This is a genomic window from Shewanella sediminis HAW-EB3, from assembly GCF_000018025.1.
In the GTDB taxonomy this organism is placed as follows: Bacteria; Pseudomonadota; Gammaproteobacteria; order Enterobacterales; family Shewanellaceae; genus Shewanella; species Shewanella sediminis.
In genome coordinates this window covers 3,106,458-3,131,734 of record NC_009831.1, presented here as the reverse complement: position 1 = coordinate 3,131,734, position 25,277 = coordinate 3,106,458, and the positions used below count along the sequence as shown (strand labels likewise).

The 25,277-nt window shown below is 44.9% G+C and carries 28 protein-coding genes; 9 read left to right on the top strand and 19 right to left on the bottom strand.

Annotation, left to right across the window (positions count from 1 at the left end; genetic code table 11):
- Positions 1 to 330: 330 nt before the first annotated feature.
- The 12 genes from SSED_RS24985 to SSED_RS13510 all read right to left on the bottom strand — a co-directional run bounded on the left by SSED_RS24985 (position 331) and on the right by SSED_RS13510 (position 9,643).
- Positions 331 to 549 carry a gamma-glutamylcyclotransferase gene (locus tag SSED_RS24985; protein ID WP_223296002.1) on the bottom strand — a complete coding sequence of 73 codons (219 nt, stop codon included), beginning with the start codon at positions 547 to 549 and terminating at the stop codon, positions 331 to 333.
- Positions 550 to 561: 12 nt separating this feature from the next.
- Positions 562 to 822, bottom strand: coding sequence for a gamma-glutamylcyclotransferase family protein (locus SSED_RS24980; protein ID WP_012142919.1), 261 nt, complete (start codon positions 820 to 822; stop codon positions 562 to 564).
- Between the two features lie 51 nt (positions 823 to 873).
- Positions 874 to 2,262, bottom strand: coding sequence for a hypothetical protein (locus SSED_RS13555; protein WP_012142918.1), 1,389 nt, complete (start codon positions 2,260 to 2,262; stop codon positions 874 to 876).
- A gap of 243 nt (positions 2,263 to 2,505) precedes the next feature.
- Complete coding sequence (locus tag SSED_RS13550) at positions 2,506 to 2,691, bottom strand: hypothetical protein (protein ID WP_041421696.1); 186 nt, start codon at positions 2,689 to 2,691, stop codon at positions 2,506 to 2,508.
- Positions 2,692 to 2,856: 165 nt separating this feature from the next.
- Positions 2,857 to 3,912, bottom strand: a complete 1,056-nt coding sequence (locus SSED_RS13545) for an alcohol dehydrogenase family protein (RefSeq protein WP_150104426.1) — start codon at positions 3,910 to 3,912, stop codon at positions 2,857 to 2,859.
- Positions 3,912 to 4,430 (bottom strand): TetR/AcrR family transcriptional regulator, encoded by a 519-nt coding sequence (locus SSED_RS13540; RefSeq protein WP_012142916.1) that lies wholly within the window; start codon positions 4,428 to 4,430, stop codon positions 3,912 to 3,914. Before SSED_RS13540 ends, SSED_RS13545 begins: the two co-directional genes overlap by 1 nt.
- Before the next feature lie 348 nt (positions 4,431 to 4,778).
- A complete protein-coding gene (locus SSED_RS13535) occupies positions 4,779 to 5,513 on the bottom strand; it encodes a transglutaminase-like domain-containing protein (RefSeq protein WP_012142915.1) in 735 nt (244 codons plus the stop codon).
- A gap of 69 nt (positions 5,514 to 5,582) precedes the next feature.
- Positions 5,583 to 6,326, bottom strand: coding sequence for a helix-turn-helix transcriptional regulator (locus SSED_RS13530; RefSeq protein ID WP_012142914.1), 744 nt, complete (start codon positions 6,324 to 6,326; stop codon positions 5,583 to 5,585).
- A gap of 192 nt (positions 6,327 to 6,518) precedes the next feature.
- The gene (locus SSED_RS13525) at positions 6,519 to 6,959 is read right to left on the bottom strand and encodes a DUF2784 domain-containing protein (protein WP_041421695.1); all 441 of its coding nucleotides are present in this window, start codon (positions 6,957 to 6,959) and stop codon (positions 6,519 to 6,521) included.
- A 119-nt stretch (positions 6,960 to 7,078) separates the two neighbouring features.
- Positions 7,079 to 7,528 (bottom strand): host attachment protein, encoded by a 450-nt coding sequence (locus tag SSED_RS13520; protein ID WP_012142912.1) that lies wholly within the window; start codon positions 7,526 to 7,528, stop codon positions 7,079 to 7,081.
- Positions 7,529 to 7,775: 247 nt separating this feature from the next.
- A complete protein-coding gene (locus tag SSED_RS13515; RefSeq protein ID WP_012142911.1) occupies positions 7,776 to 8,093 on the bottom strand; it encodes an HPF/RaiA family ribosome-associated protein in 318 nt (105 codons plus the stop codon).
- 584 nt (positions 8,094 to 8,677) lie between these two features.
- Positions 8,678 to 9,643, bottom strand: coding sequence for a substrate-binding domain-containing protein (locus SSED_RS13510; RefSeq protein WP_012142910.1), 966 nt, complete (start codon positions 9,641 to 9,643; stop codon positions 8,678 to 8,680).
- Positions 9,644 to 10,259: 616 nt separating this feature from the next.
- Here SSED_RS13510 and SSED_RS13505 point away from each other — a divergent pair.
- The 5 genes from SSED_RS13505 to SSED_RS13485 all read left to right on the top strand — a co-directional run bounded on the left by SSED_RS13505 (position 10,260) and on the right by SSED_RS13485 (position 15,489).
- Complete coding sequence (locus tag SSED_RS13505; RefSeq protein ID WP_012142909.1) at positions 10,260 to 11,147, top strand: cytochrome b/b6 domain-containing protein; 888 nt, start codon at positions 10,260 to 10,262, stop codon at positions 11,145 to 11,147.
- Complete coding sequence (locus SSED_RS13500; protein ID WP_012142908.1) at positions 11,144 to 11,830, top strand: 4Fe-4S dicluster domain-containing protein; 687 nt, start codon at positions 11,144 to 11,146, stop codon at positions 11,828 to 11,830. The genes SSED_RS13505 and SSED_RS13500 overlap by 4 nt, the downstream gene beginning before the upstream one ends.
- Positions 11,831 to 11,838: 8 nt before the next feature.
- The gene (locus SSED_RS13495) at positions 11,839 to 13,980 is read left to right on the top strand and encodes an aldehyde ferredoxin oxidoreductase N-terminal domain-containing protein (protein ID WP_012142907.1); all 2,142 of its coding nucleotides are present in this window, start codon (positions 11,839 to 11,841) and stop codon (positions 13,978 to 13,980) included.
- A 10-nt stretch (positions 13,981 to 13,990) separates the two neighbouring features.
- Positions 13,991 to 14,344 carry a hypothetical protein gene (locus tag SSED_RS13490; protein WP_150104340.1) on the top strand — a complete coding sequence of 118 codons (354 nt, stop codon included), beginning with the start codon at positions 13,991 to 13,993 and terminating at the stop codon, positions 14,342 to 14,344.
- A 404-nt stretch (positions 14,345 to 14,748) separates the two neighbouring features.
- Positions 14,749 to 15,489, top strand: coding sequence for a hypothetical protein (locus SSED_RS13485; protein WP_012142906.1), 741 nt, complete (start codon positions 14,749 to 14,751; stop codon positions 15,487 to 15,489).
- Positions 15,490 to 15,629: 140 nt separating this feature from the next.
- Here SSED_RS13485 and SSED_RS13480 read toward each other — a convergent pair whose 3' ends face one another.
- Positions 15,630 to 16,523 carry a LysR family transcriptional regulator gene (locus tag SSED_RS13480; RefSeq protein WP_012142905.1) on the bottom strand — a complete coding sequence of 298 codons (894 nt, stop codon included), beginning with the start codon at positions 16,521 to 16,523 and terminating at the stop codon, positions 15,630 to 15,632.
- Between the two features lie 158 nt (positions 16,524 to 16,681).
- On the opposite strand from SSED_RS13480, the gene SSED_RS13475 reads away from it, so the two are divergent.
- The 4 genes from SSED_RS13475 to SSED_RS13460 all read left to right on the top strand — a co-directional run bounded on the left by SSED_RS13475 (position 16,682) and on the right by SSED_RS13460 (position 20,755).
- Positions 16,682 to 17,125 (top strand): DoxX family protein, encoded by a 444-nt coding sequence (locus SSED_RS13475; RefSeq protein ID WP_012142904.1) that lies wholly within the window; start codon positions 16,682 to 16,684, stop codon positions 17,123 to 17,125.
- Between the two features lie 90 nt (positions 17,126 to 17,215).
- Entirely contained in the window at positions 17,216 to 17,959 is a 744-nt protein-coding gene (locus SSED_RS13470; RefSeq protein ID WP_012142903.1) for a pirin family protein, read from the top strand.
- Positions 17,960 to 18,408: 449 nt separating this feature from the next.
- Positions 18,409 to 19,896, top strand: a complete 1,488-nt coding sequence (locus SSED_RS13465; protein ID WP_012142902.1) for a SulP family inorganic anion transporter — start codon at positions 18,409 to 18,411, stop codon at positions 19,894 to 19,896.
- A gap of 13 nt (positions 19,897 to 19,909) precedes the next feature.
- Positions 19,910 to 20,755, top strand: a complete 846-nt coding sequence (locus tag SSED_RS13460; RefSeq protein ID WP_012142901.1) for a universal stress protein — start codon at positions 19,910 to 19,912, stop codon at positions 20,753 to 20,755.
- 275 nt (positions 20,756 to 21,030) lie between these two features.
- Here the strand turns inward: SSED_RS13460 and ltrA are convergent, their stop codons facing one another.
- The 6 genes from ltrA to SSED_RS13430 all read right to left on the bottom strand — a co-directional run bounded on the left by ltrA (position 21,031) and on the right by SSED_RS13430 (position 25,228).
- Entirely contained in the window at positions 21,031 to 22,503 is a 1,473-nt protein-coding gene (gene ltrA, locus SSED_RS13455; RefSeq protein WP_012141785.1) for a group II intron reverse transcriptase/maturase, read from the bottom strand.
- A gap of 716 nt (positions 22,504 to 23,219) precedes the next feature.
- A complete protein-coding gene (locus SSED_RS13450) occupies positions 23,220 to 23,495 on the bottom strand; it encodes a hypothetical protein (RefSeq protein ID WP_012142900.1) in 276 nt (91 codons plus the stop codon).
- A 120-nt stretch (positions 23,496 to 23,615) separates the two neighbouring features.
- Positions 23,616 to 24,047 carry a WapI family immunity protein gene (locus tag SSED_RS13445; protein WP_150104339.1) on the bottom strand — a complete coding sequence of 144 codons (432 nt, stop codon included), beginning with the start codon at positions 24,045 to 24,047 and terminating at the stop codon, positions 23,616 to 23,618.
- Between the two features lie 10 nt (positions 24,048 to 24,057).
- Positions 24,058 to 24,390: an immunity protein Imm33 domain-containing protein gene (locus SSED_RS13440; RefSeq protein WP_012142898.1), complete on the bottom strand. Its 333-nt coding sequence runs from the start codon at positions 24,388 to 24,390 to the stop codon at positions 24,058 to 24,060.
- A 118-nt stretch (positions 24,391 to 24,508) separates the two neighbouring features.
- Positions 24,509 to 24,883, bottom strand: a complete 375-nt coding sequence (locus SSED_RS13435) for a hypothetical protein (RefSeq protein ID WP_041421693.1) — start codon at positions 24,881 to 24,883, stop codon at positions 24,509 to 24,511.
- 96 nt (positions 24,884 to 24,979) lie between these two features.
- Positions 24,980 to 25,228 carry a hypothetical protein gene (locus SSED_RS13430; RefSeq protein ID WP_041421692.1) on the bottom strand — a complete coding sequence of 83 codons (249 nt, stop codon included), beginning with the start codon at positions 25,226 to 25,228 and terminating at the stop codon, positions 24,980 to 24,982.
- Positions 25,229 to 25,277: the final 49 nt, after the last annotated feature.

The following is a 25,277-nucleotide window of genomic DNA, read 5'->3' as shown; positions in this document are numbered from 1 at the left end:
GAGTGGCCGATAAAAAGATGCGTGGGTGTTTATGAGGTCTGCATAACACTCCTGCAATCCAGCAAGCTATTGATAATATGATTAAATTTTCATGTGCGTGTTATCGGAGCGTCAACTTAGGGATTTATGCATCTTTTTTATAGCAATTATTTCAATATCAGTTATGTCTGTATATGAATACAGTGCTTGAGGCGAGTGACTTCAATGGGGGAACTAAAATTTATTGAGGCTATACGGGCAGAGATTAGAGTACGTCATTACAGTTATCAAACAGAAAAAATTTACCTTTAACAGCACCATAAACGGTTAAGATTCATGTTGAAGACTTTGTTAATTGTATATTGCACGTTGCTCTGAATCTCGATGTTTATTCAGGTCTTCTATGCACTCTATAGACTCAATCACTGCAAGATATTGAGTCGGCAGGTTTGTCTCTTTTGCACCAATAACAACATGATTCAGATACCAGGAAAAAGGCTGCAATGATGAGTCTGTTTTAGTTGCACAGTATGTAAATGCTTCAAAGATATCGCCAGCGTCGTTTTGTATAGTGACGGTTTTTTAACTGTAACCAGAGCCTAAGCCTTCTGCTCTATCTAAAGCTTCTTTTTCATCTTCATTGATTTCAAAAATAGCTCCTATGACCAGATCATCAATTTTGTTCGTGCGAAAAGCGTCGCATTTTCCAGAGCCGTCTTTACCAATTTTATGAAAACATAATTTATGCTCTTTAAGAACAAAAGCACCAAGCCTTGCAGCACTTGGTACTCGTTGTTGTAATCTTAAAAGTGACATATTGGAACCATATGCAAAATACTTCACGCTATCTCCAAAGACTGGCGTCAGCTCAGACAGCCTGTCAGCGAGGAGCTGTTAAACAATACGATCACCAATCGGGCTATTTGGGTCATCTTGTGCTTTTGTTATCGACAGTCCGTTTAAACCTTCGTTATCGAAATGGCTTGTGATCATGAGTATTCCCAACTCACCGGCGCGGGGGCGGAATATGATGCCGTTATTCCAGACCGAGGTGATAATGCCGTTGGACTTCATGATGGGGAAGTGCAGTTTTGGATTTAGTGTCCGGCGATGTTCTCTATCTTCTCGCTCTTCAGCTTTACCCGGCAGGACGAGATCACGGTAAAAGGTCGCCCAGTTAGTGATGAGCGCGCACTTGTTGTGCAGCAGGGTCATGAACTCCGGGATTTCTGTGGCTGGTACTCCCGCCCGTCGCGCGCGGAAGGTACCGTCCGGATTGCGGATGGATTGGCGGATCAGGGCCGAGTTTTCTACATCGCCTCTGAAATAGGGGACGTTGGCTTCGTAATTACCTGCGTGCAGCTCGTTCAGCCCCACAATGGATGGCTGCCGGCTGCGGAAATTGGCCAACATGATGTTAAGGTCTGCTCGCATCTCGCGAAAGAACCATGAGCTGATAATATCGTTACTCGAGACAAAGGGGGCCACATGTTCCTGCTTTGCTTTGGCTTTTTGCCGTGACAGCCATTCAGGCTCTATTTGGTGAATAGCGACATTTTGTGGAGGGCGACGAGTTATCTTTGCGCCCAGATAATCTCCCATGATCCCCAGGGCCACACCGGGTGACCTGAACATGGCACTTTCTTGCTCACCAACGACCTGCGTTTTGGCTTCTTCAAAGCCGTCTACCCGCACCGGATCGAGCGCCTCTACGTCAGTGTCGGCGCTTAACATGCCATACAGTTTGTAATAGGTGTGACCGTCGCCTAAGGTGTGGTTCATAGAGATAACCAGCGCAAAGCCAGCTTCAGTCATAGCTTGTTGCAGAGGCGCAGGAGAGTCGGTATCTGTAGCTTCCGCTTTTACCGGAATCACCGCCACCTTGAACAGGGCCTCATCTTTATCGGTCGCAGGCTTTGAACGTGCGCACTGCACTGGCAGCAATGCTTTTACCATCGCTTCATAGGGCATGCTAAGTGAAATGCTGACATCCTCCGGTGCATATACCATTAGGTGTTGATCTATGCAGGCCTGAGCTTCAAAGCTCTCGGTATAAGCGAGTGCAACCACGCCATTTTCGGTGCTCTTCTTTACAATACGGGATGTGAGCCAGGGATTTTTTTCCAACATCATCGCCAGGCGCTGGCGTAGAAACTCTACCGGGGGAGCGCCTTCAAACAGGGTGAGGGTAGTCACAGGTGGCAGGTGCAGATTTTCAAGCTCCCACTGGGTTAACTTTAGTGTTTCTCTGTCATCGGGCTTAGCACGTTCATCCTTGCTCATTAGATACTCCCACCTGTACTTATTGATTGAGGAACAGTTGATTGAGGAACAGTTTTTTAGAATCAGTCGTTTAACGTCCACTCTTTTAAAGCTCAGTTAGTTAACGTTCGGTCTGTTAAAGGCCTGTCGAATGACGCTCAATCAGATGCAACAGGGCGTTCAACAAACTCGATTTAGACACCTTACAACACAAAAAACGCTATAAACCAAGGTTTGCGCACACTTTTCCTTTTAAAGCGAAGGTTAGTCACTCTGGCGTGCCTTCACTCTTTCCTGATGATAGAGCGCCGCAAATAACATGTTTGAAAAAAGCAGAAATACAGAGATAATTTTCCCTGTGGTGATACCACCGCTCTCGATGAGTAAGCTTAGCAAAGGTGCCGCTAACATGGCTGCAATCAGGTAGTTTTGATAAATTTTAGGCTTCATTACTTAATCCATTAACCCGTTTATTTAGGTCTGCGTATTATCCGGTGTTCCGTCTATGTCCAAGTATAAAATTTGTTGCGAAACGGGATTTTAAGCCGTTTATTTTAGTATAATCATAAGCTTATGGCTTGCTGGGGCCTAAAGCTTGCTTTCGTTAACTCCTCGTTATTGCTCTGATACCTTTAGGACAATTTTACCTACATGATTCTTTTTCAAGAAAATATCTTGAGCCTTATTTATCTCTTTCAGTTGGAAAGTTTGCGCAACGATTGGGGTTATTTTACCTTGTTCGATACAGTTAACTAAGTTTTGGAATACTTCTGGCTCAAGCACAGTGCAGCCGAAAAAGCTTAAATCTTTCAGATATAGTGTTCTGACATCCAACTCAACCAAGGCTCCGCCAATCGCACCTGACACTGCGTATCGGCCGCCAGGTCTTAACAGTCGTAAAAACTGAGGCCACTGCTTTCCTGCGACTAGATCGATAACTACATCAACACTGTTTTCACCTAGCGCTTCGACTGAGTCAGTATCTCGCGATATTACTTGGTCTGCTCCCAGTTCCAGCAGTTGTTGGTTTTTGCTTGGGCTGGTAATGGCGATAACATACGCTCCGCGAGATTTGGCAAGCTGAATCGCTGCCGAGCCAACACCGCCAGAGGCGCCAGATATCAACACTTTGTCCAGTGACGTGACGTTCGCTCGGGTAAGCATATTCTCAGCTGTTGAATATGAGCAAGGAAATGAAGCCAATTCGATGTCAGACAGAGGGCTATTCACCGCGTAGGCATGCTTGTCTGCGACCACTGTGTATTGTGCAAATCCTCCATCACATTCAGAGCCATAGTACCAAGGAGAGTTAAGTGGCTGGCCATTGGCTTCGCTAAGGCAAGGTTCGATCAGAACTCGTTCCCCGATACGTTTTGTACTGACGTTATCACCTACGGCAACGATAGTGCCACAGACATCAGCTCCTTGAATGCGAGGGAAAACGAAGGTGTTACCAGACCAGCTTGCATCGGAGCTACTGCCATCGTTTTTCGAGTACCAGGCTGTCCTGGTATTGATGTCGGTATTGTTAACTCCAGCGGCAGAGACGCGGATCAGCACTTCATTTGGATTTGGCGTTGGGACTGGAATATCATCACGGTATTGGAGCATTTCCGGGCCACCATGACCGATAAGCTGAATGCCCATCATGGTCTTTGGAATAGTTGTCATCATGAATCTTCCTCTAAAAGTTGTAATAGCGCCTTTTGAGCCGATGTTATCGCCTCTTTACCCAGTACGGGCCATGCGCTTGATACGCCTTCATGCAGTAAAAACAGAGCCGTAGAAAGATCTTCTCTCTGGCTTTGCTGGCCTAAGAACTGGCGAACTTCCTCTTTATGTTCTTTAACTGCCTTATTGATAAGTGGATTGTCGGGAAAGGCTGCAATAGCATTCATAGACAGACAACCGTGTGGCGCATATTCCTTCATCCATTGTTCAAGTTTATTAAAAATATACAAAGCAGACTCAACACCATTGGATGGCGACTCGTTAAGCAGAAAAGTGAGGTATCTTTGATGACGATACTCCAGAGCACCGACTATCATCGCTTCCTTGGATGGATAGTATTTGTATAGAGTTCGCAGGCTTACGTTACACGCTGTCTTTAGCTGAGCAACGCTCGGCTCGGCGAAACCATATTTACTGAACGCCTCTTCAAGACTAGCGGCTATTTGTTCTCTGAGCATAATCAACCTATAGGTAGAATGTTTGTTCTACTCATATGGTAGAGCGTTCATTCTACCCTTGTCAATACATTGCGTCAGACAGTAGAGATGTACTGCTGAGTTTGGCTTGCTTTTTTGGGGATCCCCAGAGCAACTGAGCATCATAGTGAACATGAAATCTCATGAGAAAAATCAAGTCAGAATCGGTATGAACAGGATGTGAATGAGCAATGGTTCTAACAGGAATAGGGAGTGATTTGGCTTAGAACGATCACTCTAAGCCAAAGTAACCAATATCATTTCCCATAGCGGTCTAATAGCAAATATCGTGCTTGATATGGATGGGGACAATTAAACATAGAATATTGTTTAAGTTGCTTTTGTATTTGCGATTCCGCTTGTGCGAATTTTATTAACGTTAAAATTCATTAAGTAACGCAGTACATAGCGAAACATCACTTTTTTTATACCAGACAAATTACTGCCATGTCTCGAATAGAACTCATCTGGCTGAGTGAATACACCAAAGTCATCGGCAATACCTTCACTCTGTATATAAGTATCTTGCCCATTCCAATCGATATCGGGATTAGATAAGCATTTGGTCGAAATACCGTACCCTGAAAAGGATTCACTTTGGTTGGCAAAATGAGTTTGAACTTGTTTCAAGTAATCTTTATCCAAGATATAACCCTCTAAGTTAATCCAACGTCCATCTTGATAAACTTCCACCCAGCTATGAATAATACGTGCTGGTGCAACCATGAAAAGGTAGTTCGGGATCGCCCCTCGCTGTAACTCATTATAAATAGTAAAGCCATGGAAACGGGTAGATACACCTACACTGCGAAGCAGTGCCATTAATAATGTCCCCTTGGTATTACACTGCCCGTAACCATCTTTTAATACTTGGCTGGCGGCTAAACGATCATCCTTGTTATAGCCGAAACGGACCTCATCTCGTACATAATTATAAATGGCACCAATAGCATCATATTGAGACAAGTTTTTCCATCTCCTTTGCTCAACCAGGTCTTGTATGTGGGGGTGATTGAAATCCAGCATTGGAGTTTCTTGCAGATAATCTTTTGATAACTCATTCATGGGTAACTCCTTTCATTGAATATATGAAGAGAGTAACCAATGCTCTGATTCAAAACTTGAATAAACTGGCTAACCTTTTCGAAAAATAGCGTTTGCTTGGCGAATGGTCATTCCAAAAGTCTTTCTAAACGTGCGGCTTAAATGTGCGCTGTCAGAGAACCCTGCCAGATGAGCGGCATCTGTCGCTGAGTCTCCATTTAATATCGCCCTTACGGCACATATCATTCGACACCACAACAGATATGGTCGCCATGGGATGCCCAGTTCTTCACTGAATAAGTGAAGAAAACGACTTTCTGATAGAGCGAGTGATTGGGCAACCTCAGATGCCCGCCAACTATTAGGCTTGATACACTGACCGTCCAAGCATCGGTGTAGTTCAAGTAATAGCTTCTTAATTCGACTATCCACTACTTGGGTTTCATTTTTGAGAGGGAATTGATTTGAAAGTTCTAACTCTTCGAATAGAGGGGAAAGTCGTACAGTTAAGTCATCTGTTTGTTCAGAGTGCTTACATGCAAAAAAAGATGATTTGAACGCCCTTGAAGGCTGATCTGCTAATTTTTGAGATAGTGCGACTCCTAACTCACTACTGGGTTCGACCAACAAGATCCAGCCTGCATCAATTTGTAATTGATGCTCTACATTAGAGCCGATTATTATCGGTGCTGATATCTGTTTGTTATCCAGATTGCAACCATAGCCATCACTGGGCCAAATCAGCTGAATAGCATGGTGACGATGAGGGGAGGCATCTATAGATGAGCCATATATGATCACGATACCTGCCTTGACCCAAACATTAGGCTTCATCACTTTTTCGTCCCTTTAACATTTGACACCTTGTGCAGGTATTCTACTGGATTTCTCTTTTTAGATTGTACTCTTAACCACATCATAGCAACGCTTGCCTTGAAAACAGGGTCAAGGCCGTTCCTACAATGAAATCGAACATGCAATTTACTATAAATATGTGGCTTGGGCTTGTTCAACTCTGAATAAAGCCTAGTTAGGTGGTATATGATTTCCGCGCGTAGTAAACGAACGCGGACGCACCCAAAACCAACAAGCCAAAACAAGCAATCCAAATGTGGTGTAGCAAACTATAAACACCCACTCAGGAGCCTGATAATATAAAACTTCTGTTAGCCAATGAGATACAAATGAACCCGCATACACAGCATCGCCAGCCTTAGAACGGAGCGCCATTTCCCAACTTGTGAGCGGGCAAATTACGCCAAACCATGACTGGAGCACGACAACCGCAAGACCAGTGATGTGGGCCAAACGAAACCATGGATTTCGAACCCAAGACCACGAAAATAGCTTACCGGCTAAGATCAGAAACAGACCGAATATAACGAATCCAACAAAAAGAACATGAGTAAAGAGCATAGCTTCCGCTGCAAACAGATAGAACACCTTCGGTTCCCCCCGGCCACCCATGTTTATTTAATCCAATCTTGCCTATGCTCATAAGACAGGCCACTAAATTGGCCTGTCTCACATAAATATGTCTTTCGAACATAACGAGATATGCAGTGATAAAATATGGGTTAGCCGACCTAGCTGGCCAGGTGGGGCAGAATAGTGGGCAGGTGTCCTCTAATCGAGTTAACGTCCTGCTCAACGATATCTTTGTCGATCTCCAACGTAATAACCTTAGCGACGTTACTGCTCATCTCCTTGCGCAAGCTCCCAAGGAACGTAGGTGCGGCAACAACAATCAGTTGACTGAATTTCTGCGCATTATGTGCCGCCTCAAGGTATTTACAGAGCTCTCTGGCAAATTTGACTGCCTCATACTTTTTGGGGGCGGTTTTACCACCAACAGAGTGGTGGCTACCCGTTGCACCACCTGCCTGACTTCCAGGCAGATCGGAGGTTAGCTTCTGTTCGTGCTGCTGTGCCTCGGGATGGATCATGCTCTCAATCTCGCTTAATGCAGATTCTGTTGTTTCTGCGTTAAATAGACGTGCACGCGCGCTATCGGCTACCAAAATCCAACTGCTCATTATATCTCTCCCTGTAAGTTCATAATTAATAACCTATCTTAATTTAAAATTAGATAATTCGAGTCACCTATACAATTCGAGTCACTTATATTGTAGGCAATATCAGTCAGCTCGCCAGAGGCATACTGTCTGAATTATTCTTTATCAGTAAACTCAGCTTTCTGATAGAAAAAGTATGAGAGAGGGGATAACGCTCTTTGCGCCTTTGCTTGTTAGGCCTAAGCATGGGTCATCAAAGGGCTCGCTGTTACCACTTGCCATGCTTAACCAACTCAGTCTCTAGCATATTAACCATTTGTTGGGACGCGTCTGCAACCGCTTCCTCAATCGTTTCCGCCTGTTCGCTGATTGCTATTGGGTGTTCCCCGGCAAGCCTAACCTCCAGCAAACAGCGCTTGTCCGTCATTCCGGACTTGGCCGAGCTGTCCTCGTCACTTAAATGTACTTCAATGCGCGTAATATGATCACTGAAACTGCTTAGATCGGATCTCAAAACATCTTCGACACTTTGAGCAAGTGCTTCTCGTCCGGAGATGTTCTTATCTGTATTGACCTGGATTTGCATGACAATGTTCTCTTGTAATTTGAGTTTACGGTAGGCCTAACGTCTTAGTATCGTGCGCACGCTCACAGTGCTCGTTAGGCCGATAAAAATGCGCATTGGTAGTCTGTTGTATTAGAAGCGAAAACCGATATCAGCCTGAACATTCCTTCGGTGTAAATGCGCATGCACGTTTTCCAAACCTATTATATAAACCAGCTCAGCTATAACTCTCTGAAATACACAATATTATATTAGGTCACAAGTGAAAAAAGCGCATAGTTTAGGGAGTTATTTCTTAAAAATAAGCTTAAAAATGTGACGCTATAAAATTTCAAATAGATAAGGTTTACCGATGCACATTCAAAAGCATGTTGAACAACAGAGGGGGATATCTGTCTGTTTCATCGTCAGCGGTTCTACAGAACTTTACTCATTAGTTATGGTATGACAAATCCATAACAGTGCTTCAGGAATATACAAGAGTGGTAACACGAAAGGAGGCGTGAACGTGTTACATGAGATCCGTAACACGCTCATGGATAAAACCTACTTAGGACAGAAACCTAAGAAGATTATCGAGAATAAGAAAAAGCATCTTGAAGTGTTCAATCAAACTTAATTAGCTCCGACCCCTTTGACCCAGTTGTTGAGCTTTCATTGAGTGAAATTACTTGCTGGAAGCTGGAACGAAGAATCTTTTCCAGCGAATTCATGGCCGGGTGCTGATACCAGGTGCGGTGATATATAAAGCCATATTCGTATTCTATCGGATGACCATCGTTAGTGACTGGCCGCCAGGTTAATCCTCGACGTCGATATTCGGGATAAGCATTAGAAGCAAATACCAGATAATTGAACCGTTCGGCACAGCTCAGGGCTGCATGCATTGAGGGAACGGTAATGGCGGATTTCAGTGTTACTCCATGCCGTTCAATCACAGTATTTTCTTGGTTTTGAACGTTCGCCCCGGGATCGAGCAGGGCTACCTGAACCTTCTCCAGTTGGCCGATATCTATGCTGTCAAATTTGGCCAGAGGGTTGTCTGGGCGCAGGTACACCCCAATAGTTACCGAGCCTAAGCGGCGCTGAATGATGTTACCCGAGCAGTCAAAGGGAAAGCTATTAATACCTATTGCAAAGTCGCCTGAGTCCAGGTTTGGCATATTATCAATAGGCCATACATGACTCTTCAACTCCAGTTGACAGTCCTGCTCTTGTAATCCAGCCATAAGTCCAACTGTCACGGGCTCACTTAAATAAGTGGGGGCAAAGATGCTCAGGGTACCTTTCAATTTTCCCAAGGGACTGTCACTGGTTTTACAAAGACAATCCTCAATGCCGGACAATAAAGGAAAAACTCTACTCATTAAGTCTTTCGCTAATGCAGTCGAGTGATACTGGCCATTGCTTAGAATAAACAGTTCATTATCGAAGTGACTGCGCAGCTGTGCCAGTCCCCGGTTCAGTGTTGAGCGGCTAATTCCCAAATGATTGATGATAGTGCTTGCTGTTTTATACTTGTCAATAATGAGTAAATACCGGAGAAGATTCAGATCTAAAGGTTGAGTCATTTTCTTTCGCCCCGTTGCTTAGGTACCACTGTCATCGGTGAATTGCCGATAATATTGTGAGGTTGGGGTTCCACAATGTTGCGCTCTGGCTAACATTGTATGGTCGGCGCGGCTCGTGTCTTTCATTGCATAATGTCCTTTTTGATTACTACAACTCACCCTTGGTAAGTTCACCTTTGGCATAGTGCTTTATTATTATATTCAGATTCGATTTTGAGTTTTCCGGTTGGTTTTCCGTTAGCTGGTGTACAGCCAGTATCTTGGGTGTAAGTCATTGTTAAATAAGTTGTTAGTTTCCGCGCGATGATTACCTGCATCTGACGATAGCAAGGCCGTGAGCGTTATATCTATGCGTTTATTCAAAGCAAAGAGCTTTACGCTTTCTGTCGTTGCTTCGCAACTCGTCAAACCATGGAAACAAACGTTAGCTGAAAGTAAATTAAAGGCGAGGAAAGTGCAACAACTAAGTTAAAGGCTGTCGTGCCTGAGTCAATTTTGCACTTAGGATATTCCAAATTTGATTAGTTATTTCAGGAATACTTTATATATCAGTCCATTCGGCAGGGTTTGACCGCCGATGAGCCGATATTCCTAACTAGCCAATATTGGAGTCTTTATGAGAAAACAACCGAACAATCTGTTGGGGTGGTTACTCGGCACGGGGGTGGCCCTTTTGCTTTGTGTCATCAGTGTCGCAGTATCGTCCTATCATGGCGAGCAGGGCCGGGAAACCGTGTTGCTCTTTGATAGCTTACCGTATCTGCCCATATTTGTTTTTGCCGTTACCCTGTTGACCGCATCAAAGTTGCGGCGCCCGGGCGATCGCATCGAAGGTGACCGGGTCCTGCGTCATGATGGTATCGCTCGATTAACCCATTGGACTACCGCCTTTGGTTGCCTGTTGTTGCTGGCTACGGGGATTGCTCTGGGCTTCCTGTTTATTCCACGTTTTGTGGTCGATGCAACTGCTACGGCGATCATGTTTAACCTGCATTTTGTCGGGGTTTTGTTTTTCGTCTTTGGTTGCGGCCTGTGGGCCACCAATCAATTGGTTGAGCCCCGGCGCCTTGGCACACACCTACCGGACGAATCGGTTTGGGTGGAGTTGAAGAAGTCTGTGCTGCATTACACCCATATGCTGGGTATGACCAAAATTCATGTAGAAGCCCCGAAATATCACCATTCAGGACGCCTCGCCGGGTTAGTGATTATTGCCTCGTCATCTGTGGTTATCCTATCCGGTTTCGGGAAGTTACTGGCCCGCAGTGCGGACCTCAATCCAGGCATTGCGGAGCTGATCAACCTGAGCCACGGCTGGGCAGCATTGGCACTCTTGCTGCTGATCCCCGTGCATGCGTTTCTGGGCGGAATAGCCCCCTGGGCCTGGAATACATTAACAGCCATGTTTACCGGCTATGTAAGTCGTGATTATGCCCAAAAAGAGCATGCAATTTGGTTCCGGGAATTAGAAGAAAAGCAGCGTCATCAGGAGTCGCAACAATGACCACGAACAAGAACAGCTCCGAAATGGATACCGGCCGGCGTCATTTCCTGGCCGCGATAGGTGGTGCGGGAATGTTGATTGGCTTAAGCGGTACAGCCTATGCCTTGCGCGACGAAAAAATCTATATAAAAACCTCTGGTGGAGCGCTGGTGGTCGATCTAAAAAAATGCATGGGTTGTGGCACCTGTATGACAACTTGTTCATTAGCTCATCATGGCAAAGCCTCTGTGTCCTTATCACGCATTCAGATTACTCAAGACGTGTTCAAGTCGTTTCCACAAGATATAGAGATGAGTACCTGTCTCCAATGTGAAGATGCGCCCTGCGTTGCGGCTTGTCCGGTGAATGCGAATAAGGCGAGTGAAGACTTTGGCTTTGTTCGCGATATTGACCCGGCTAAGTGTATTGGCTGTATGCAGTGCATCGAAGCCTGCCCCCAAACCCCGAAGCGGGTGCAGTGGAACCCGATTACCCGCAGCGCACAGAAATGCGATTTATGCCTCAATACCCCATATATGGAAGAGCAAGGCGGTATCGGAGGTGTCCAGGCGTGTAAAAAAGTATGTCCTGTTGGCGCTATCGGTTTTATTACCGAGCTACCAGAACAAAACCTGCCCCAGAGTTACGTAGTCAATCTGCGAAATGAGAACTGGGCCAAGACCGGTAAGACCATCGAAGACTGAGAAATTCCATGAAAAAATTAAAAGGTTTTGCAGGCAAAATCCTGCACATTGATTTAAATAATCTGACACATCATATTTTGCCGACGGAGGATTATTATGAATGGGGCGGTGGCCACGGATTTGGCGCTAAATTGTTTTGGGATCTGTGTGAAGATATCGAAGCCGTGACCGATGGTCGCGACCCGCGTAACGTCATCACTATCGCGGGTTCACCCTTTTCAGGGACGAATGTTCCCTCTGCCGGTGGCCGTTGTGAAGTGACGAACATGTCGGTGGGTTTGATCCCCCGTAACCGGTTCACCCGTTCCAACTTTGGCGGTCATTTTTCCTCTATGATGAAGCATGCAGGCTGGGATGCGGTAACCGTCACTGGTAAAGCACCCTATCCCGTCTATATTGATGTGCGCAATGACCATGTGATGATCCGGGAAGCCAGCCATTTATGGGGTAAAGATACCCATGAAACCCAGCAAATTATTCAGGAGGATGTTGCCAGTGTCGAGGTGACCTCCGGCTGGAGTGGCCAATTAGACGGCAACAGCTTTGGCCGTACTACTCAAAAGGCCTCGGTGTTAACTGTAGGCCAGGCTGGTGAAAATCAATCGGCACTAGGCTGCCTGATCCATGGCGCGGGTAATGCGGCAGGTCAGGGCGGAAGCGGTGCGGTATTTGGCTCAAAAAACCTGAAGGCAATCAGCTTCATCGGCACGGGGGCTGTAGAAATTGCCGATCCTGAAGCCTTGATAAAAGCTCGTTTTATAACCCGTGACTTTTACGCTGCGGATGTTGACAAATCAGCAGCATTTGCCTACCCCAGTTTGGGAGGGAAACCCGAAGCCGTCACTTTTTCTACCATGCCAACAGGGCACCGGGTGTCTTCATGCCATGGATGCGTTAATGGCTGTAAACAACGTAACGCCATCGGCTATGGCAATGAAGTCACCTGTCAAACCTCTCTTTGGTACCTTGGGGCGGTACGTTCCTATAAATTTGGCGGGGATGCCAAGCTTAGTCTGTCCAACAGGGGGTTAGAATTAACCGAAGATAGCCTTTATGCCGGGGATTTGGCCAACAAACTGGGGATCAACACTTATCCAATTATGGGGCTCATACCATGGCTGCAAAAAATGCATGCCAAAGGGGAGTTAGGTTCAGGCAAAGAGATCCATAGCGAACTACCCTATGAGCTCTTGGGGACCAGAGAATTTGCCGAGCAGTTCTGTCAAGCCATTGCGACGGGGACCGATATTGGCGCTCATTTTATTGATGGTATAGTGCCTGGTATTGAATCGTTAGGGCATGGCGCAGATGTTGATAATGGCACACTTCACTACCCTTACTATGGCATGCCGGAACACGGTTATGATCCTCGCGCAGAACTGGAGTGGGGCTATGCTACGTTAATGACCGATCGGGACATGAACGATCACGGCTTAAATTGGATCTATTGGACCGTTAATCTTGCCAAACTGGAAGGTATTAATTTCCCGATCCCTGCTGAGACATTGGTAACGCGGTTTGTTGAAAAAATGGCGCCGTATGTACAACCAAATGAAGTCAGTGCCATGGATTACGCCAGCCATAACATGTACTCAGAGGTGTTAGCTCGCCAGGTTCAGTGGATAAATCACTATGGCCGCTTCTGGAAAAATTCTGCCCTGATGTGTGACTTCCGCTGGCCGGACTGTGTGAATACACATCGTGAGGATCTCCGCGGTGCAACCGGCAATGATGAGGTGGGTGAGCAAGTCTGGTGGAACGCGGTAACCGGTGAAGGTATCAGCTATGTTGACGGTATCGAGCGTGGTCGCCGGATCTTTAACTTAGATAATGCAATTTGGGTGCTGCAGGGGCGCCACCGTGATGATGCCAAGTTTGCCGATTATATCTATGACCAAAAGATGACCCACAACAAGCTACCCACCTACCTGTGGCCCGCCACAAACGAAGCCGGAGAGTGGGATTACCGTGAGATGCTGGGGCGTCAACATAGCCGCGAGGGCGTGGAGGAGTGGAAGAGCCACTATTACCGTGCCGAAGGCTGGGATATTGCTACAGGCTGGCCAACTCGCTCACTGCTTGAGGGCATGGGCATGAAAGATGTTGCCGACCGATTGGAGCAAGTGGGTAAACTTGGCAGTGAGACGTAATGTAATGACTATGACTACAGAATTTGCCAGGAAAATTACTCGTAAGCTGACGCCGGACGAAGAGTTGACGGCGGCAATTTTGCGCAAACCACGTGGTATCTTTTCGTGCGATATCTATAGCTTGGCGGAATTTCATTATTTCATTCAGGGTAATCGCCAATCATTGCCATCGGTAAACTTTTCACTGCTTGAACAATGGCTTCGCGAGACTATCGGGGACCATTTTTTGGCACAACAAATCGCAGACATTGAAACCCGCGATGTTTGTTTCATCGATAAATGCAAGTTGACGATTCCAGTAGTGGAAGCGAGATTACGGGAGGCTTATTCCGTCTTGCATCCTGAAAATCAAAAATTAATATAATTAAGGTATGCTTCTGGTGTGGCTAAATTTAAATTTGGCCACACCGGCTAATATCAAAAGATAATTTTTCAATTAAAGTCATAAGCTAAACCCTGAAGTCATTCGTGTAGTAAAAATAACCTCACACGGCACCTCCTAACGGATTTAAAGTATTCAGAATACATTTAAACATCATGTTAAATGTCATAAGTGACGGCTACCAGTTTGATAATAAATATTACGCGTGATTCTTATATCAATAGTTTTGATGTAGATATTGGCGTATCTCTCCGTACTGGCGGCTAATTCAAAAATGCATCACTCATTTGTCAGAACTGAACCATGAATTCATCGAATATATAAATACAAGCCGTTTGGTTTGGTTATTGATATTTCCTTATAATGATAATGAATTGGAAAATAAAATGAAGAATGCTTTATTGGTTACTTTGATTGGAACAATATTTATTTCCGGTGGCGCTGTAGCACAGGAACGCCACACAAAAGACCCGAGAAATGCTTCAGGAAAAGTCGGTGTCGAAGTAGACCACCATGGTGAGCTGAAACTGGCCTTTGGTAACGGTGCCAAAAACTGGTATGGGGAAAATGAAAACGAAGTGATTTTTTTGTTAGAGTTCGAGACGTCATCGAATGACGGTCGATTTAGATTTGTAAATTTTGATGACCGTTTTGGGGGGATCTATGCCGATATTATTTCCACCAAGAATGAATCTGTACTGAATACTGTAGGATATATGCTACCGATTACCGCTGACAATGGTAACACATTGTTCTTTCCGAGTATTAATTACAGTTATCTGGCCCTGGATGAAAAAAATTCGCTGCGCACCGATGTCCCCAAGGAGTTTGGTGGTGGAAATAACAGCCATCTTTCCAGTTTAAATTTGTATATCTTACATCCATGGAACGAAACTCACTTTACATTTATCGAAATATTCGGTGGTCGTTCTTTCGATGGCGTGGAAATGGAGATGTATGATCTTTGCTGGACTCAGGGCATGAACAGTACGATATTAAATTCCCCTGCTACGGTATATTTTAAGGGGCAATACACACGAACCGAAGTGTTTGGTGAGTTTGCAGCAAACGGGTCGATTAATGATGAAGAAACTATCTTCAGCTTTGGTTTGGATATTAAATTTTAAGGGGCTGGAAAGGGTAGGTTAACGATACCATTAAGATAATAATAGGTTGATAAGTTAATAAAGGGGTCAGGGAAAGGCTAAAATTTAATTTAACCCGACCCCATTTATTATTGAACAACAGAAGGGGACGTCGAACAGTTTCACAACCCCCAATCCATTTTGGGCAGATGTTCGATAAACCATTCAAACGCCCGGCCTTGCTGATCTTTATGCCAGGCGATATACAAACTTTGGTTTTGTCTGGGGATAGAGCAGGGCTTTTGAATTAACTCACCCCGATCAATGTAGGGTTTGGCCATATGCAGGGGCAGGAAGCCGATCCCCAAACCTTGGAGTTGAGCCGCGAGCTTAGCCTCCATGGTATTGACGCGGATCATCTGTTTACTCTTAAACACACCACTATCGCGAATGGGTAATATCTGTGAGGTGTCGGCCACCACGACGGCGGGATAATGGGTTAACAGATCGGCGTCGAGCACACCATCGACAAAGGCCAAAGGATGATGCGGGGCAACGGCAAACACAAAAGCTACTTCGCCAATCTTATGGGTTTGAAACAATCCCCTTGGCAGTTCACCCGAAGCGCCGATAACAATGTCGGCCCGGCGGCTGTGTAGTGCATCCCATCCGCCGCCTACTGCTTCAACGTCTAAGCTGATATTGACACTATGTTCAAGTTGATTGAACTGGTTAACCAAGTTAAACAGCGGCATTGGTGAAATAACGGTATCTCTGGAGAGGCGAATTTCAGCCTCCCATCCAGATTCCAGTTGCTGTACCGAATCCACTAATCGGTTGGTGGCCAGTAGAATTTCTCGCCCCTGTTCCAGCACTAACTTACCCGCAGGGGTTAAATGTGCCCGCTGTTTGCTTCTATCAAACAGCGCTGTCCCGATATCTTCTTCAAGTTTTTTTATCGTATAGGTCAGTGCCGAGGGCACCTTGTATAACGAAGATGCTGCCGCTGCAAAACTGCCTTTGCGAACTATGGCATCCAGCGCCCGCAGTGCATCGATTGTAATGGCATTATGCACCTTAACTCCTTTGTTCAAATATTTTGAAGTTACATATCAGTTTATTCCGATTTTTTATCCGGTCAAGCCCCAATATACTGTTTATCAACCGGTGAGGAAGCTCACTAACAGATACAGACCTGAAACAGACAAGATGCAAATTTATTGAGGATACAAACATGAAAGCACTACTTAAGCAGTTAACACATTCGACAGCAGGTTTTAGTTCACTCGCACTTCGTGTGCCTGTCGGGATCATCTTTATGGCCCACGGCGCTCAGAAGCTTTTTGGTTGGTTTGGAGGATATGGACTCGAAGGCACCGGGCAGTGGATGGTTTCAATCGGCATTGAACCAGGCATATTAATGGCCTTTCTTGCGGGCGGTGCAGAGTTTTTCGGTGGCCTGTTCATTTTACTGGGCTTATTGACTCGCCCCTCGGCAGTTATCTTAGCCTTTACTATGATTGTTGCCATTGTCAGTGTGCATCTGTCTAACGGCTTATTTATGGCGAACAATGGTTATGAGTTTGGTTTAGCACTGCTGGCTTCCAGCGTGTCGTTAGCATTCTCTGGCTCAGGTAAAGTCGCTTTAGATAACGCGCTAATGACCAAATTGTCTTAATCGTTTTTTTTACGAGCTGTTTTTACTAGCCGTTTTTACGAGTTGTTTTAACCTCGGCAAGGTATATATTGCGCTAATAGGAGCAACATCATGATTTCATTACGTCCTGCACAGCAACGAGGCAAAGCCAATTTCGGTTGGTTAAACAGCCAACATACATTTTCATTCGGTGATTATTACGATCCGCAGCATATGGGGTTTTCAGCACTGAGGGTGATTAATGATGATTTGGTCACTCCGGGAGCGGGATTTTCTACTCACGGTCATCGTGATATGGAGATCATCAGCTATGTGCAATCGGGGTCGATAGCCCATAAAGACAGTGAAGGGAACATTAAGGTATTGTCTGCGGGTGAATTTCAGCTGATGTCTGCCGGAAGCGGCATCACCCACAGCGAGTACAATGCTTCACAGACGGAGCCACTGAAGTTCTTACAAATTTGGATCCAACCTAATACCTTAGGTGGTACACCCGGATACCAACAAAAAAACTTTGGACAGGCCGAAGGGCTAACCACAATTGCATCGCCTTATAGAGAGAAGGGTAGTGAAAACAGGGGGGAGAAGGGTGGTGAAAAGAGAGGTGAGCGGGGGGGCTTCGAACTGAAGCAAGATGCGACACTGTCGCAATTAATTCTGGCGCCTAAATCTGAACAGGTTTATCAAATTGAAGCCGGACGTAATATTTATGTCCACCATGTTGCGGGTCAACTGTCTATTGAAGATAACCTGTTAACGGCAGGTGATGGGGCTAAAATAACCGAAATGCAAGCCATTACCTTTGTGAACGCATCTGACAGTCAAGCGACGGCATTAATATTTAACTTGCCGTAACCTGCGGATTTTAAAGTTGATTTTAATGTGATAGTCAAACATACCCGTTATGCTTATGTCGCCAGGCTACGGGCTATATGACACATAGCCCAGTGGTTACCTATTTCTGTACATACCGCTTGAGTACTAAATCGTCTGAATAAAAAAGCGTAAATACGAAATAGTGAAAAAAAGTGATCGCAGGTATTCAATCTACAAAATATTGGGCGTAGAATGCAGTTTCGTTTCATTCAGAGGATATTGATCACTGTGTTAATTACGCCGCCCTAACGTTCCGCCCTCCCTATAGCTTTCATTGCTACCTAAGCACCATGCTTATTCTTTGCGCTTGTTAATTCTTTGTCGTCTTTTTACGACTATTTTCCGCGCCAAAATTTTATCAAAGAAGCACGAACCACACTCCAGATCTAACTTCTGGTGCCTTGCGCCGTGCAAAAACTGAGAGTTCAATGTTAAAAAACTTTAAAACTGATTGGATGTCCAATATCCGTGGCGACTTGCTCGCGGGTATCGTTGTCGCGTTAGCGTTAATTCCCGAGGCTATCGCATTTTCTATTATTGCGGGTGTTGACCCGAAAGTGGGGTTATATGCCTCATTTAGTATCTCGGTAGTGATCGCCTTTACTGGTGGCCGCAGCGGAATGATCTCTGCGGCAACCGGTGCGATGGCGCTGCTGATGATCACATTGGTTAAAGAGCATGGTTTAGAATACTTGCTGGCTGCAACCGTGTTAACGGGGCTGCTACAGATTTTAGCGGGTTACTTAAAACTGGGTAGCTTGATGCGTTTTGTGTCGCGCTCTGTGGTAACCGGGTTTGTTAATGCGCTGGCAATATTGATTTTTATGGCCCAGCTACCGGAACTCACCAATGTGACCTGGCATGTGTATGCCATGACAGTGGCTGGTCTTGGTATTATTTATCTCTTTCCATACCTGCCGATTATCGGCAAATTAATTCCCTCTCCGTTGATCTGTATTATTGCGTTAACCGCTATTACCATGTTGTTTAATATTGACGTGCGTACTGTCGGCGATATGGGTAATTTACCTGATACCTTGCCGATTTTCTTATGGCCCGATGTGCCGTTAAATCTGGAAACCTTATTGATTGTATTGCCTTATTCCATGGGTCTTGCTGTGGTGGGCTTATTAGAGTCAATGATGACGGCGACGATTGTCGATGACCTGACCGATACCAAGAGTGATAAAAATCGCGAGTGTAAGGGTCAAGGTATTGCCAACATGTTCACTGGCTTTCTTGGTGGTATGGCGGGTTGTGCCATGATTGGTCAATCGATGATCAATATCAAGTCCGGTGGACGTGGACGCTTATCCACTTTAGCGGCGGGTATATATCTGTTAATTATGGTGGTATTTCTTGGGCCTTGGTTAAAACAGATCCCAATGGCAGCATTAGTGGCGGTCATGATTATGGTGGCAATCGGTACCTTCTCATGGCGTTCAATTACCGATCTGAAAAAACATCCACTGTCGACCAACATTGTTATGCTAGCCACGGTAGTCATAGTGGTCGTGACGCATAATTTAGCCATTGGTGTGTTTATTGGTGTGCTGCTTGCCTCACTATTCTTTGCTAATAAGATTAGTCGTATGATGGTGGTCAGAGATGATATTGCAAATAGTGATAGCCGTGAATATCGAGTTGTCGGGCAAGTATTTTTCGCATCATCAGATAAATTTATCGAGTCATTCGATTTCAAAGAGGTGTTAGAGACGGTAACGATTGATCTGTCGGCAGCCCACTTTTGGGATGTGAGTGCGGTGTCTGCATTGGATAAAGTGGTGATTAAATTCCGCCGAGAGGGGACGCAAGTTAACCTCATCGGTATGAATCAAGCTACGAGCACTATCGTCGACAAATTCGGAGTGCACGATAAACCTGAAGAAGTTGAAAAATTACTGGCTGGACACTAATAGGATGAGACAAATGAAGAATATCGTCGCTTGTATAGATGGCTCAAAATTGACTCTGGCAACCTGCGAAGCCAGTGCTTGGGTTGCACAGAAGGTTAACGCCCCCCTTATCTTACTGCATGTACTCGATAAAACCACGAGACCTGTGGTGAGTGAATTGTCAGGGCAGATAGGTTTGGGGACTCAAGAGGAACTCCTCAATGAGCTGGTGGAACTCGATGAAACCCGAAGCCGAGTCGCCCTTAAGCATGGTAAGCAATTGCTTGAAGACGCTAGGAAGTGGGCTCGCGCCAAAGGTGTCGAAGAGATCAGCAAATTGCAACGTCATGGCAGCCTGCAAGAGAGTCTAATCGATTTAGAAAGTGAGTTAAGGGTATTAGTGATTGGTAAGTCGGGTGAAGACCATAGCACCAGTAAAAACATAGGCTCACAGCTCGAAAGTGTTATTCGCTCCATTAAAGCGCATACCTTAGTGGTCAGCGAAACGTTTGTGACGCCTAGCTCCTACATGATTGCCTTTGATGGCAGTGCAACCAGTGAGAAGCTGATTGAAAAGGCAATGAATACGCCTTTACTTGCCGGGCTTGAGTGTCATTTGGTTATGGTGGATGAAGCGGGCAATAAGAGCACGGCTTTCGATCAGGCGGCTATGCGACTTCGAGAAGCCGGGCTTAGCGTGAATGAGAATATTCTGTCCGGGCGCGTCGATGAGGCGCTGCTTAATTACCAGCAAGAGCAGCAACTGGACATGATTGTGATGGGGGCTTTCGGCCACTCAAAACTGAGACAGTTCTTTGTCGGCAGCAATACGACCGAAGTGCTGGTTAAAAGTGCGGTTCCGCTACTGCTGATCCGTTAATAGGCATTCAAAGGAGTTGAGAATGAAGTTGAGAGTGCTGAGACTGGTCAGTTGAAGCTCGAATCAAGCCAACTCAACTCCCAATTAAGCAAAGTAAACAAAGTAAACAAAGTCGCAATTCCCTTCAGGGGGTGCGGCTTTTTTATGTGTTCTAAGGCGTTTGTGTCGGATAGGCGGCACCTGTTACCAAGTGCCGCCCTCCTAAGAACCGGACGTGCAACTTTCACTGCATACGGCTCAAGCCTCCACTAAGGCGTGTTCTGTTACCCAGCACCCTACATCGCAGCTAAAACAGGTTCGAACCAAGAGTTTCTGCCTTGCTTAGCCCATTTCCGCTTACTTAAGTAAGCTTCGTATTCTGGGTCGTAAGGTATGGCTGCGCTTCTGATTTTTACATGTCTTTTTATGAGCGTTTGAGCTATTTGGACAAGGTTAAATCGACAATCCATGTTCGCTATTTTATGCCAACCATGAAATTGCCATTGTCCCTTACCGTCCAAATAATATTTACGCCTCACCCAGTCTTTACTTTTAGTTGGATGACGCCTAACTGCCCAACGCCATAACAACCAGAAAAGTTGATGGCCTACATAACCGAAAACTTGCTTAGCAACACTGTGGCGATAATAGTTCGCCCATCCTCTCAGTTTCGGATTCAATATTTTGATTAAATCGTTAACGGGGATTGTTGGATGTTTTCTGATGAATTCACGTAGATTACTCAAAAATGATAGAACGTTGTTCTTGCTCGGTTTAATGAGCAGTTTGCCTTTGTACTTTCTAAGATTGAATCCCAGAAAGTCAAAACCATCATCGATATGAGTTATGTGCGTTTTCTCATCAGAGAGTGTTAAGCCTCTTTCCTGTAGAAAACCAATTAGCTGCGGCTTGATTTCATTAACGAGCACTTCCTTCGAAGAACCTGTGATAACAAAATCGTCTGCATATCCGATAAAGTTGACTCTATTCCCTGTTTTACAAGCAATAGACTTAACCAACTGCTCTAACCCAGCCAGCGTCAGCAACATCAGCGTTGGGGAGATTATCCCACCTTGCGGTGTTCCTTCTGCTGTTTTGTAGAACAATCCTTTATCAACATAACCACATCCAAGCCATTGTTTCAGCATTCGCTTATCTAATTGAATGTTGTCGATGAGCCATTGATGACCTATCTTATCGAAACAAGCTTTGATGTCACCCTCAAGAACCCATTGGCTAGAGCACTTCATGCATAAACATTTGAAGCACTGTGCAATTGCATCTGCTGCGCTTCGGTTAGGTCGAAAGCCATAGCTATTGAGGTCGGCCACCGTTTCCGAAATAGGCTCCAAGGCGAGAAGATGAAGCGCTTGCTGCGCTCTATCTATCATGCAGGGAATGCCTAAAGGTCTGAGTTTGCCGTTTTTCTTGGGGATGTAGATACGCCTGAGCGGTTTGGCATGATAGCCCTTTCTACTCAGTTGATTGACCGCACCTATACAACGAGCATCACTGTTCCAAATGATCCCGTCGATTCCAGGTGTTTTGCTGCCTTTGTTTTGAGAAACTCTTTTAACAGCAAGCAATTTAGCTGATTTAGAGTGAGTTAATATCCACTGCAATGCTTTCGCCTTGCCGTGTTTACCTTCTCGGGTTGCTTTTGCAATGCGCATTTGAAGCTTTAATACGTGTTGCTTAACCGCTTTCCAGTTAATGGATTGCCATTGAGCGCTGTCAGGAGGTGCACTAACTTCGATTGAAGTCATCATTTGCGTTTCTCCTTGAATAAAGTTCTTCAAATCATCTTGCAACGGGAGACCAGCTAGAAGTCAGCTCGCTTTCGCGCCAGATAACAACCTGTATCCGCATCATTACAATGCGGCCTTCGCTTTTTCTAGCCTCCTTTACCTGCATTACTATCGGCAGCCTTCGCAGACCGCTTTCCCAAAGGGAGCAATACAGGCTTACCCTGTTCCGTATGTCGCGCAACGTCAGGTTAGATGCCCACTATAGTGCGGAGAGTTATTTGATCACGAAAGAATACTGTCCAATTTCTTTCCAACTCTCGTTGCCTTTTGGCCACAGCGTATAAACCACTTCCGCTGTTTCGCATATAACGCACCTTACATGGATTCACTTACGTTCATCATACTGACACCCTAGCACTTACCCGATTGTGGTTATCAGGAGGAACATCCTCTCACGATTCTGTTCCCGTCCAATGGACTTCGTTACATTGTCAGACTCGCTGCTTTATTCAGAGTCTTAGGGTCATCTGGTGATACAGATGGTTCACTCTTATCGCGGTGAACAGCGCTTCATACGACTTCAGGTCGCACGGACAGAAATGCGTTAGAGCATAAGCTCTGAAAATGATTATTGGCATTAAGGAAAGTATGGCAATTCGATGTACCGTAACGCCAAAAGTACCGGACAAATGCGAGAGAATAGCGAGTATTTGTTCCGGTACTTTGATTTTTAGAAATTATACCCAGTTCGCAACAATTTGGATGATAAATCCCGTGGCCAGAATAAAAAGACCAACTTTCATGTAAAACTCTCGCTCTTTTTCCCACTTGGCAAAGTCAGCAGTAGGCTGAACGTCACTTTGGTTTTGTATATAACCATTTTCGTCAATTCCTAGCCCAGCAGCTTGCTGATACTTCTCACCGCTATACTTCTTAAGAACTTCAAAGCCAATCATTATGGCGCCAACTAAATCTAAAAGAAGTCCGATACTACTAAGAATTTCTTGAGTCATGCACAATATCCTTTGGTGCTTTGATTTCTAACGCCCCTCTAATAAGTGAACCATGTGCTGGCGGGCGATTGGCTCAGCAAATGGCATGACAGCCTTGGTGCATCTTGATTTAGAGGCTTGTTATAAAGCTCGTACTGGAAAATTCTCTATCACCTCATCTAGCTCAGAGATAATAGATTGAAGATATGTTTGATCAAGCCCAGCAGAAAAATTAAGTTCATTACCGACACCTACAGTGTCCATACAACTACCGACTAATTCAATTCCACCACTTCCATTACCAGTTAGCTTGATTTCAAGTTGACCTTCAAGAGGTTCAAATGTCGCAGTCCCTTTTAGGCAAGCATAGAGATTTTTTAATTCTTTAGAAAACTTTATGAAGTCGTAGGTTTGGAAACTAGCAGAAAATTGACCACTAAAACTACCGAATGAAACACTTACAGAACAAAGAAGCCAATTATCATCAAAAGGCTCACCAGTTGCCGAGTGCTGATATTGGTTTACAAAGACCTCTACCTGTTCATTGTTAGAACAACCGATGGATAATCTCATACGTTCCTTGTTACATGCTGCCAAGCTCAGGATCATGCCATACGTCCTCGTACTCACCAGCAATTAAAAAGCGGAACCCTGGTGGCAAAGATAAATATGGCTCTATCTCTGGCAAGTAATTCCCGATATGGTTTACATGAAGAGGTTTAAAGAAATCATCATCTTCAGAAAACTCTTCTCCACACCAAATAAACCAGCCACATGTCCCATTCTCAGGTTCAAGTCTCATCCCATTTATTGGAAGTTTACCAATTGTTTCAATTGCGATGCCAAGCTTTTCACCACCATCAATTGGATAAGGAGTGACATCAAACTTTAAGCATACTTCCTTTGAGCTACGCACGATTTCTCCTAAAGCATGTAACGCCCCTCTAATAAGTGAACCATGGCTGGCGGGCGATTTGCTCAGCAAATGGCATGACAGCCTTGGTGAATCTTAATTTAGAGGCTTGTTAGCAGCCTTACATACAAGTACCAAAAATACTTTCTGTGTTTGCTAAACGTCTAACTTGTTCCCACTCCCCGTCTACATTGTAATTTACAATAACAGCGTCAGGATTTACGTTTATTGTGATATTTTCCCCGCGATAAACATACGTTGGGGCAAATGAAACTAATATCGAATTCCACTCTGTGTTATTTGCCTGCAACCACCTGGAAAGTGCAATATATTGTGGGTCTTTTTCAGCTATATTCTTACCGCAAATTTCCAATGTACTAGGCAAATTCCTACTGAAATTTAGATCTTGATCGCGATCCATATAGAAGATAACGCTGGCTCCGATCAAAATAATCGCCGATATAAATACAGATGTTGATAGTAATAGTTTCTTCATTGGACTGCTTACGCCCTAATAATGGCCAAAAAATTGTTGGCTAAAATGTTGAGGAGCGAAAACAGCAACTGTTTTTTATCCTTATTTATTAGATTGTTATGTGGCTGAGCTGCGAGAACCTACAATAGCAAACCAGAACAAGCCAATACCTACAAGTACAACACCTAAAGCTGAAGCCTCTACTTGAATACTACTAACGTAAATAAATGGCAAAGCAGCCATAGCACTTGAGACTAATAGATATAGACCTCTTCGCTCACCATTTGATGAGTAAATACGTTTTCGCCACTTGTTCAAGAAAAATGTGCCAATGGGCAAATACGCCAACATAATGATTTCAAACATGCCCATATCTCCCAGACACATAACGTCTTAGTATTTATGCGTTGCGCGT

Excerpts from the sequence above, each read along its gene's own strand:
- SSED_RS13555 (WP_012142918.1), bottom strand. The coding sequence starts at position 2,262 with ATGAGCAAGGATGAACGTGCTAAGCCCGATGACAGAGAAACACTAAAG.
- SSED_RS13550 (WP_041421696.1), bottom strand. The coding sequence starts at position 2,691 with ATGAAGCCTAAAATTTATCAAAACTACCTGATTGCAGCCATGTTAGCG.
- SSED_RS13545 (WP_150104426.1), bottom strand. The coding sequence starts at position 3,912 with ATGACAACTATTCCAAAGACCATGATGGGCATTCAGCTTATCGGTCAT.
- SSED_RS13540 (WP_012142916.1), bottom strand. The coding sequence starts at position 4,430 with ATGCTCAGAGAACAAATAGCCGCTAGTCTTGAAGAGGCGTTCAGTAAA.
- SSED_RS13535 (WP_012142915.1), bottom strand. The coding sequence starts at position 5,513 with ATGAATGAGTTATCAAAAGATTATCTGCAAGAAACTCCAATGCTGGAT.
- SSED_RS13530 (WP_012142914.1), bottom strand. The coding sequence starts at position 6,326 with ATGAAGCCTAATGTTTGGGTCAAGGCAGGTATCGTGATCATATATGGC.
- SSED_RS13525 (WP_041421695.1), bottom strand. The coding sequence starts at position 6,959 with ATGGGTGGCCGGGGGGAACCGAAGGTGTTCTATCTGTTTGCAGCGGAA.
- SSED_RS13520 (WP_012142912.1), bottom strand. The coding sequence starts at position 7,528 with ATGAGCAGTTGGATTTTGGTAGCCGATAGCGCGCGTGCACGTCTATTT.
- SSED_RS13515 (WP_012142911.1), bottom strand. The coding sequence starts at position 8,093 with ATGCAAATCCAGGTCAATACAGATAAGAACATCTCCGGACGAGAAGCA.
- SSED_RS13510 (WP_012142910.1), bottom strand. The coding sequence starts at position 9,643 with ATGACTCAACCTTTAGATCTGAATCTTCTCCGGTATTTACTCATTATT.
- SSED_RS13505 (WP_012142909.1), top strand. The coding sequence starts at position 10,260 with ATGAGAAAACAACCGAACAATCTGTTGGGGTGGTTACTCGGCACGGGG.
- SSED_RS13500 (WP_012142908.1), top strand. The coding sequence starts at position 11,144 with ATGACCACGAACAAGAACAGCTCCGAAATGGATACCGGCCGGCGTCAT.
- SSED_RS13495 (WP_012142907.1), top strand. The coding sequence starts at position 11,839 with ATGAAAAAATTAAAAGGTTTTGCAGGCAAAATCCTGCACATTGATTTA.
- SSED_RS13490 (WP_150104340.1), top strand. The coding sequence starts at position 13,991 with ATGACTACAGAATTTGCCAGGAAAATTACTCGTAAGCTGACGCCGGAC.
- SSED_RS13485 (WP_012142906.1), top strand. The coding sequence starts at position 14,749 with ATGAAGAATGCTTTATTGGTTACTTTGATTGGAACAATATTTATTTCC.
- SSED_RS13475 (WP_012142904.1), top strand. The coding sequence starts at position 16,682 with ATGAAAGCACTACTTAAGCAGTTAACACATTCGACAGCAGGTTTTAGT.
- SSED_RS13470 (WP_012142903.1), top strand. The coding sequence starts at position 17,216 with ATGATTTCATTACGTCCTGCACAGCAACGAGGCAAAGCCAATTTCGGT.
- SSED_RS13465 (WP_012142902.1), top strand. The coding sequence starts at position 18,409 with ATGTTAAAAAACTTTAAAACTGATTGGATGTCCAATATCCGTGGCGAC.
- SSED_RS13460 (WP_012142901.1), top strand. The coding sequence starts at position 19,910 with ATGAAGAATATCGTCGCTTGTATAGATGGCTCAAAATTGACTCTGGCA.
- ltrA (WP_012141785.1), bottom strand. The coding sequence starts at position 22,503 with ATGATGACTTCAATCGAAGTTAGTGCACCTCCTGACAGCGCTCAATGG.
- SSED_RS13450 (WP_012142900.1), bottom strand. The coding sequence starts at position 23,495 with ATGACTCAAGAAATTCTTAGTAGTATCGGACTTCTTTTAGATTTAGTT.
- SSED_RS13445 (WP_150104339.1), bottom strand. The coding sequence starts at position 24,047 with ATGAGATTATCCATCGGTTGTTCTAACAATGAACAGGTAGAGGTCTTT.
- SSED_RS13435 (WP_041421693.1), bottom strand. The coding sequence starts at position 24,883 with ATGAAGAAACTATTACTATCAACATCTGTATTTATATCGGCGATTATT.
- SSED_RS13430 (WP_041421692.1), bottom strand. The coding sequence starts at position 25,228 with ATGTTTGAAATCATTATGTTGGCGTATTTGCCCATTGGCACATTTTTC.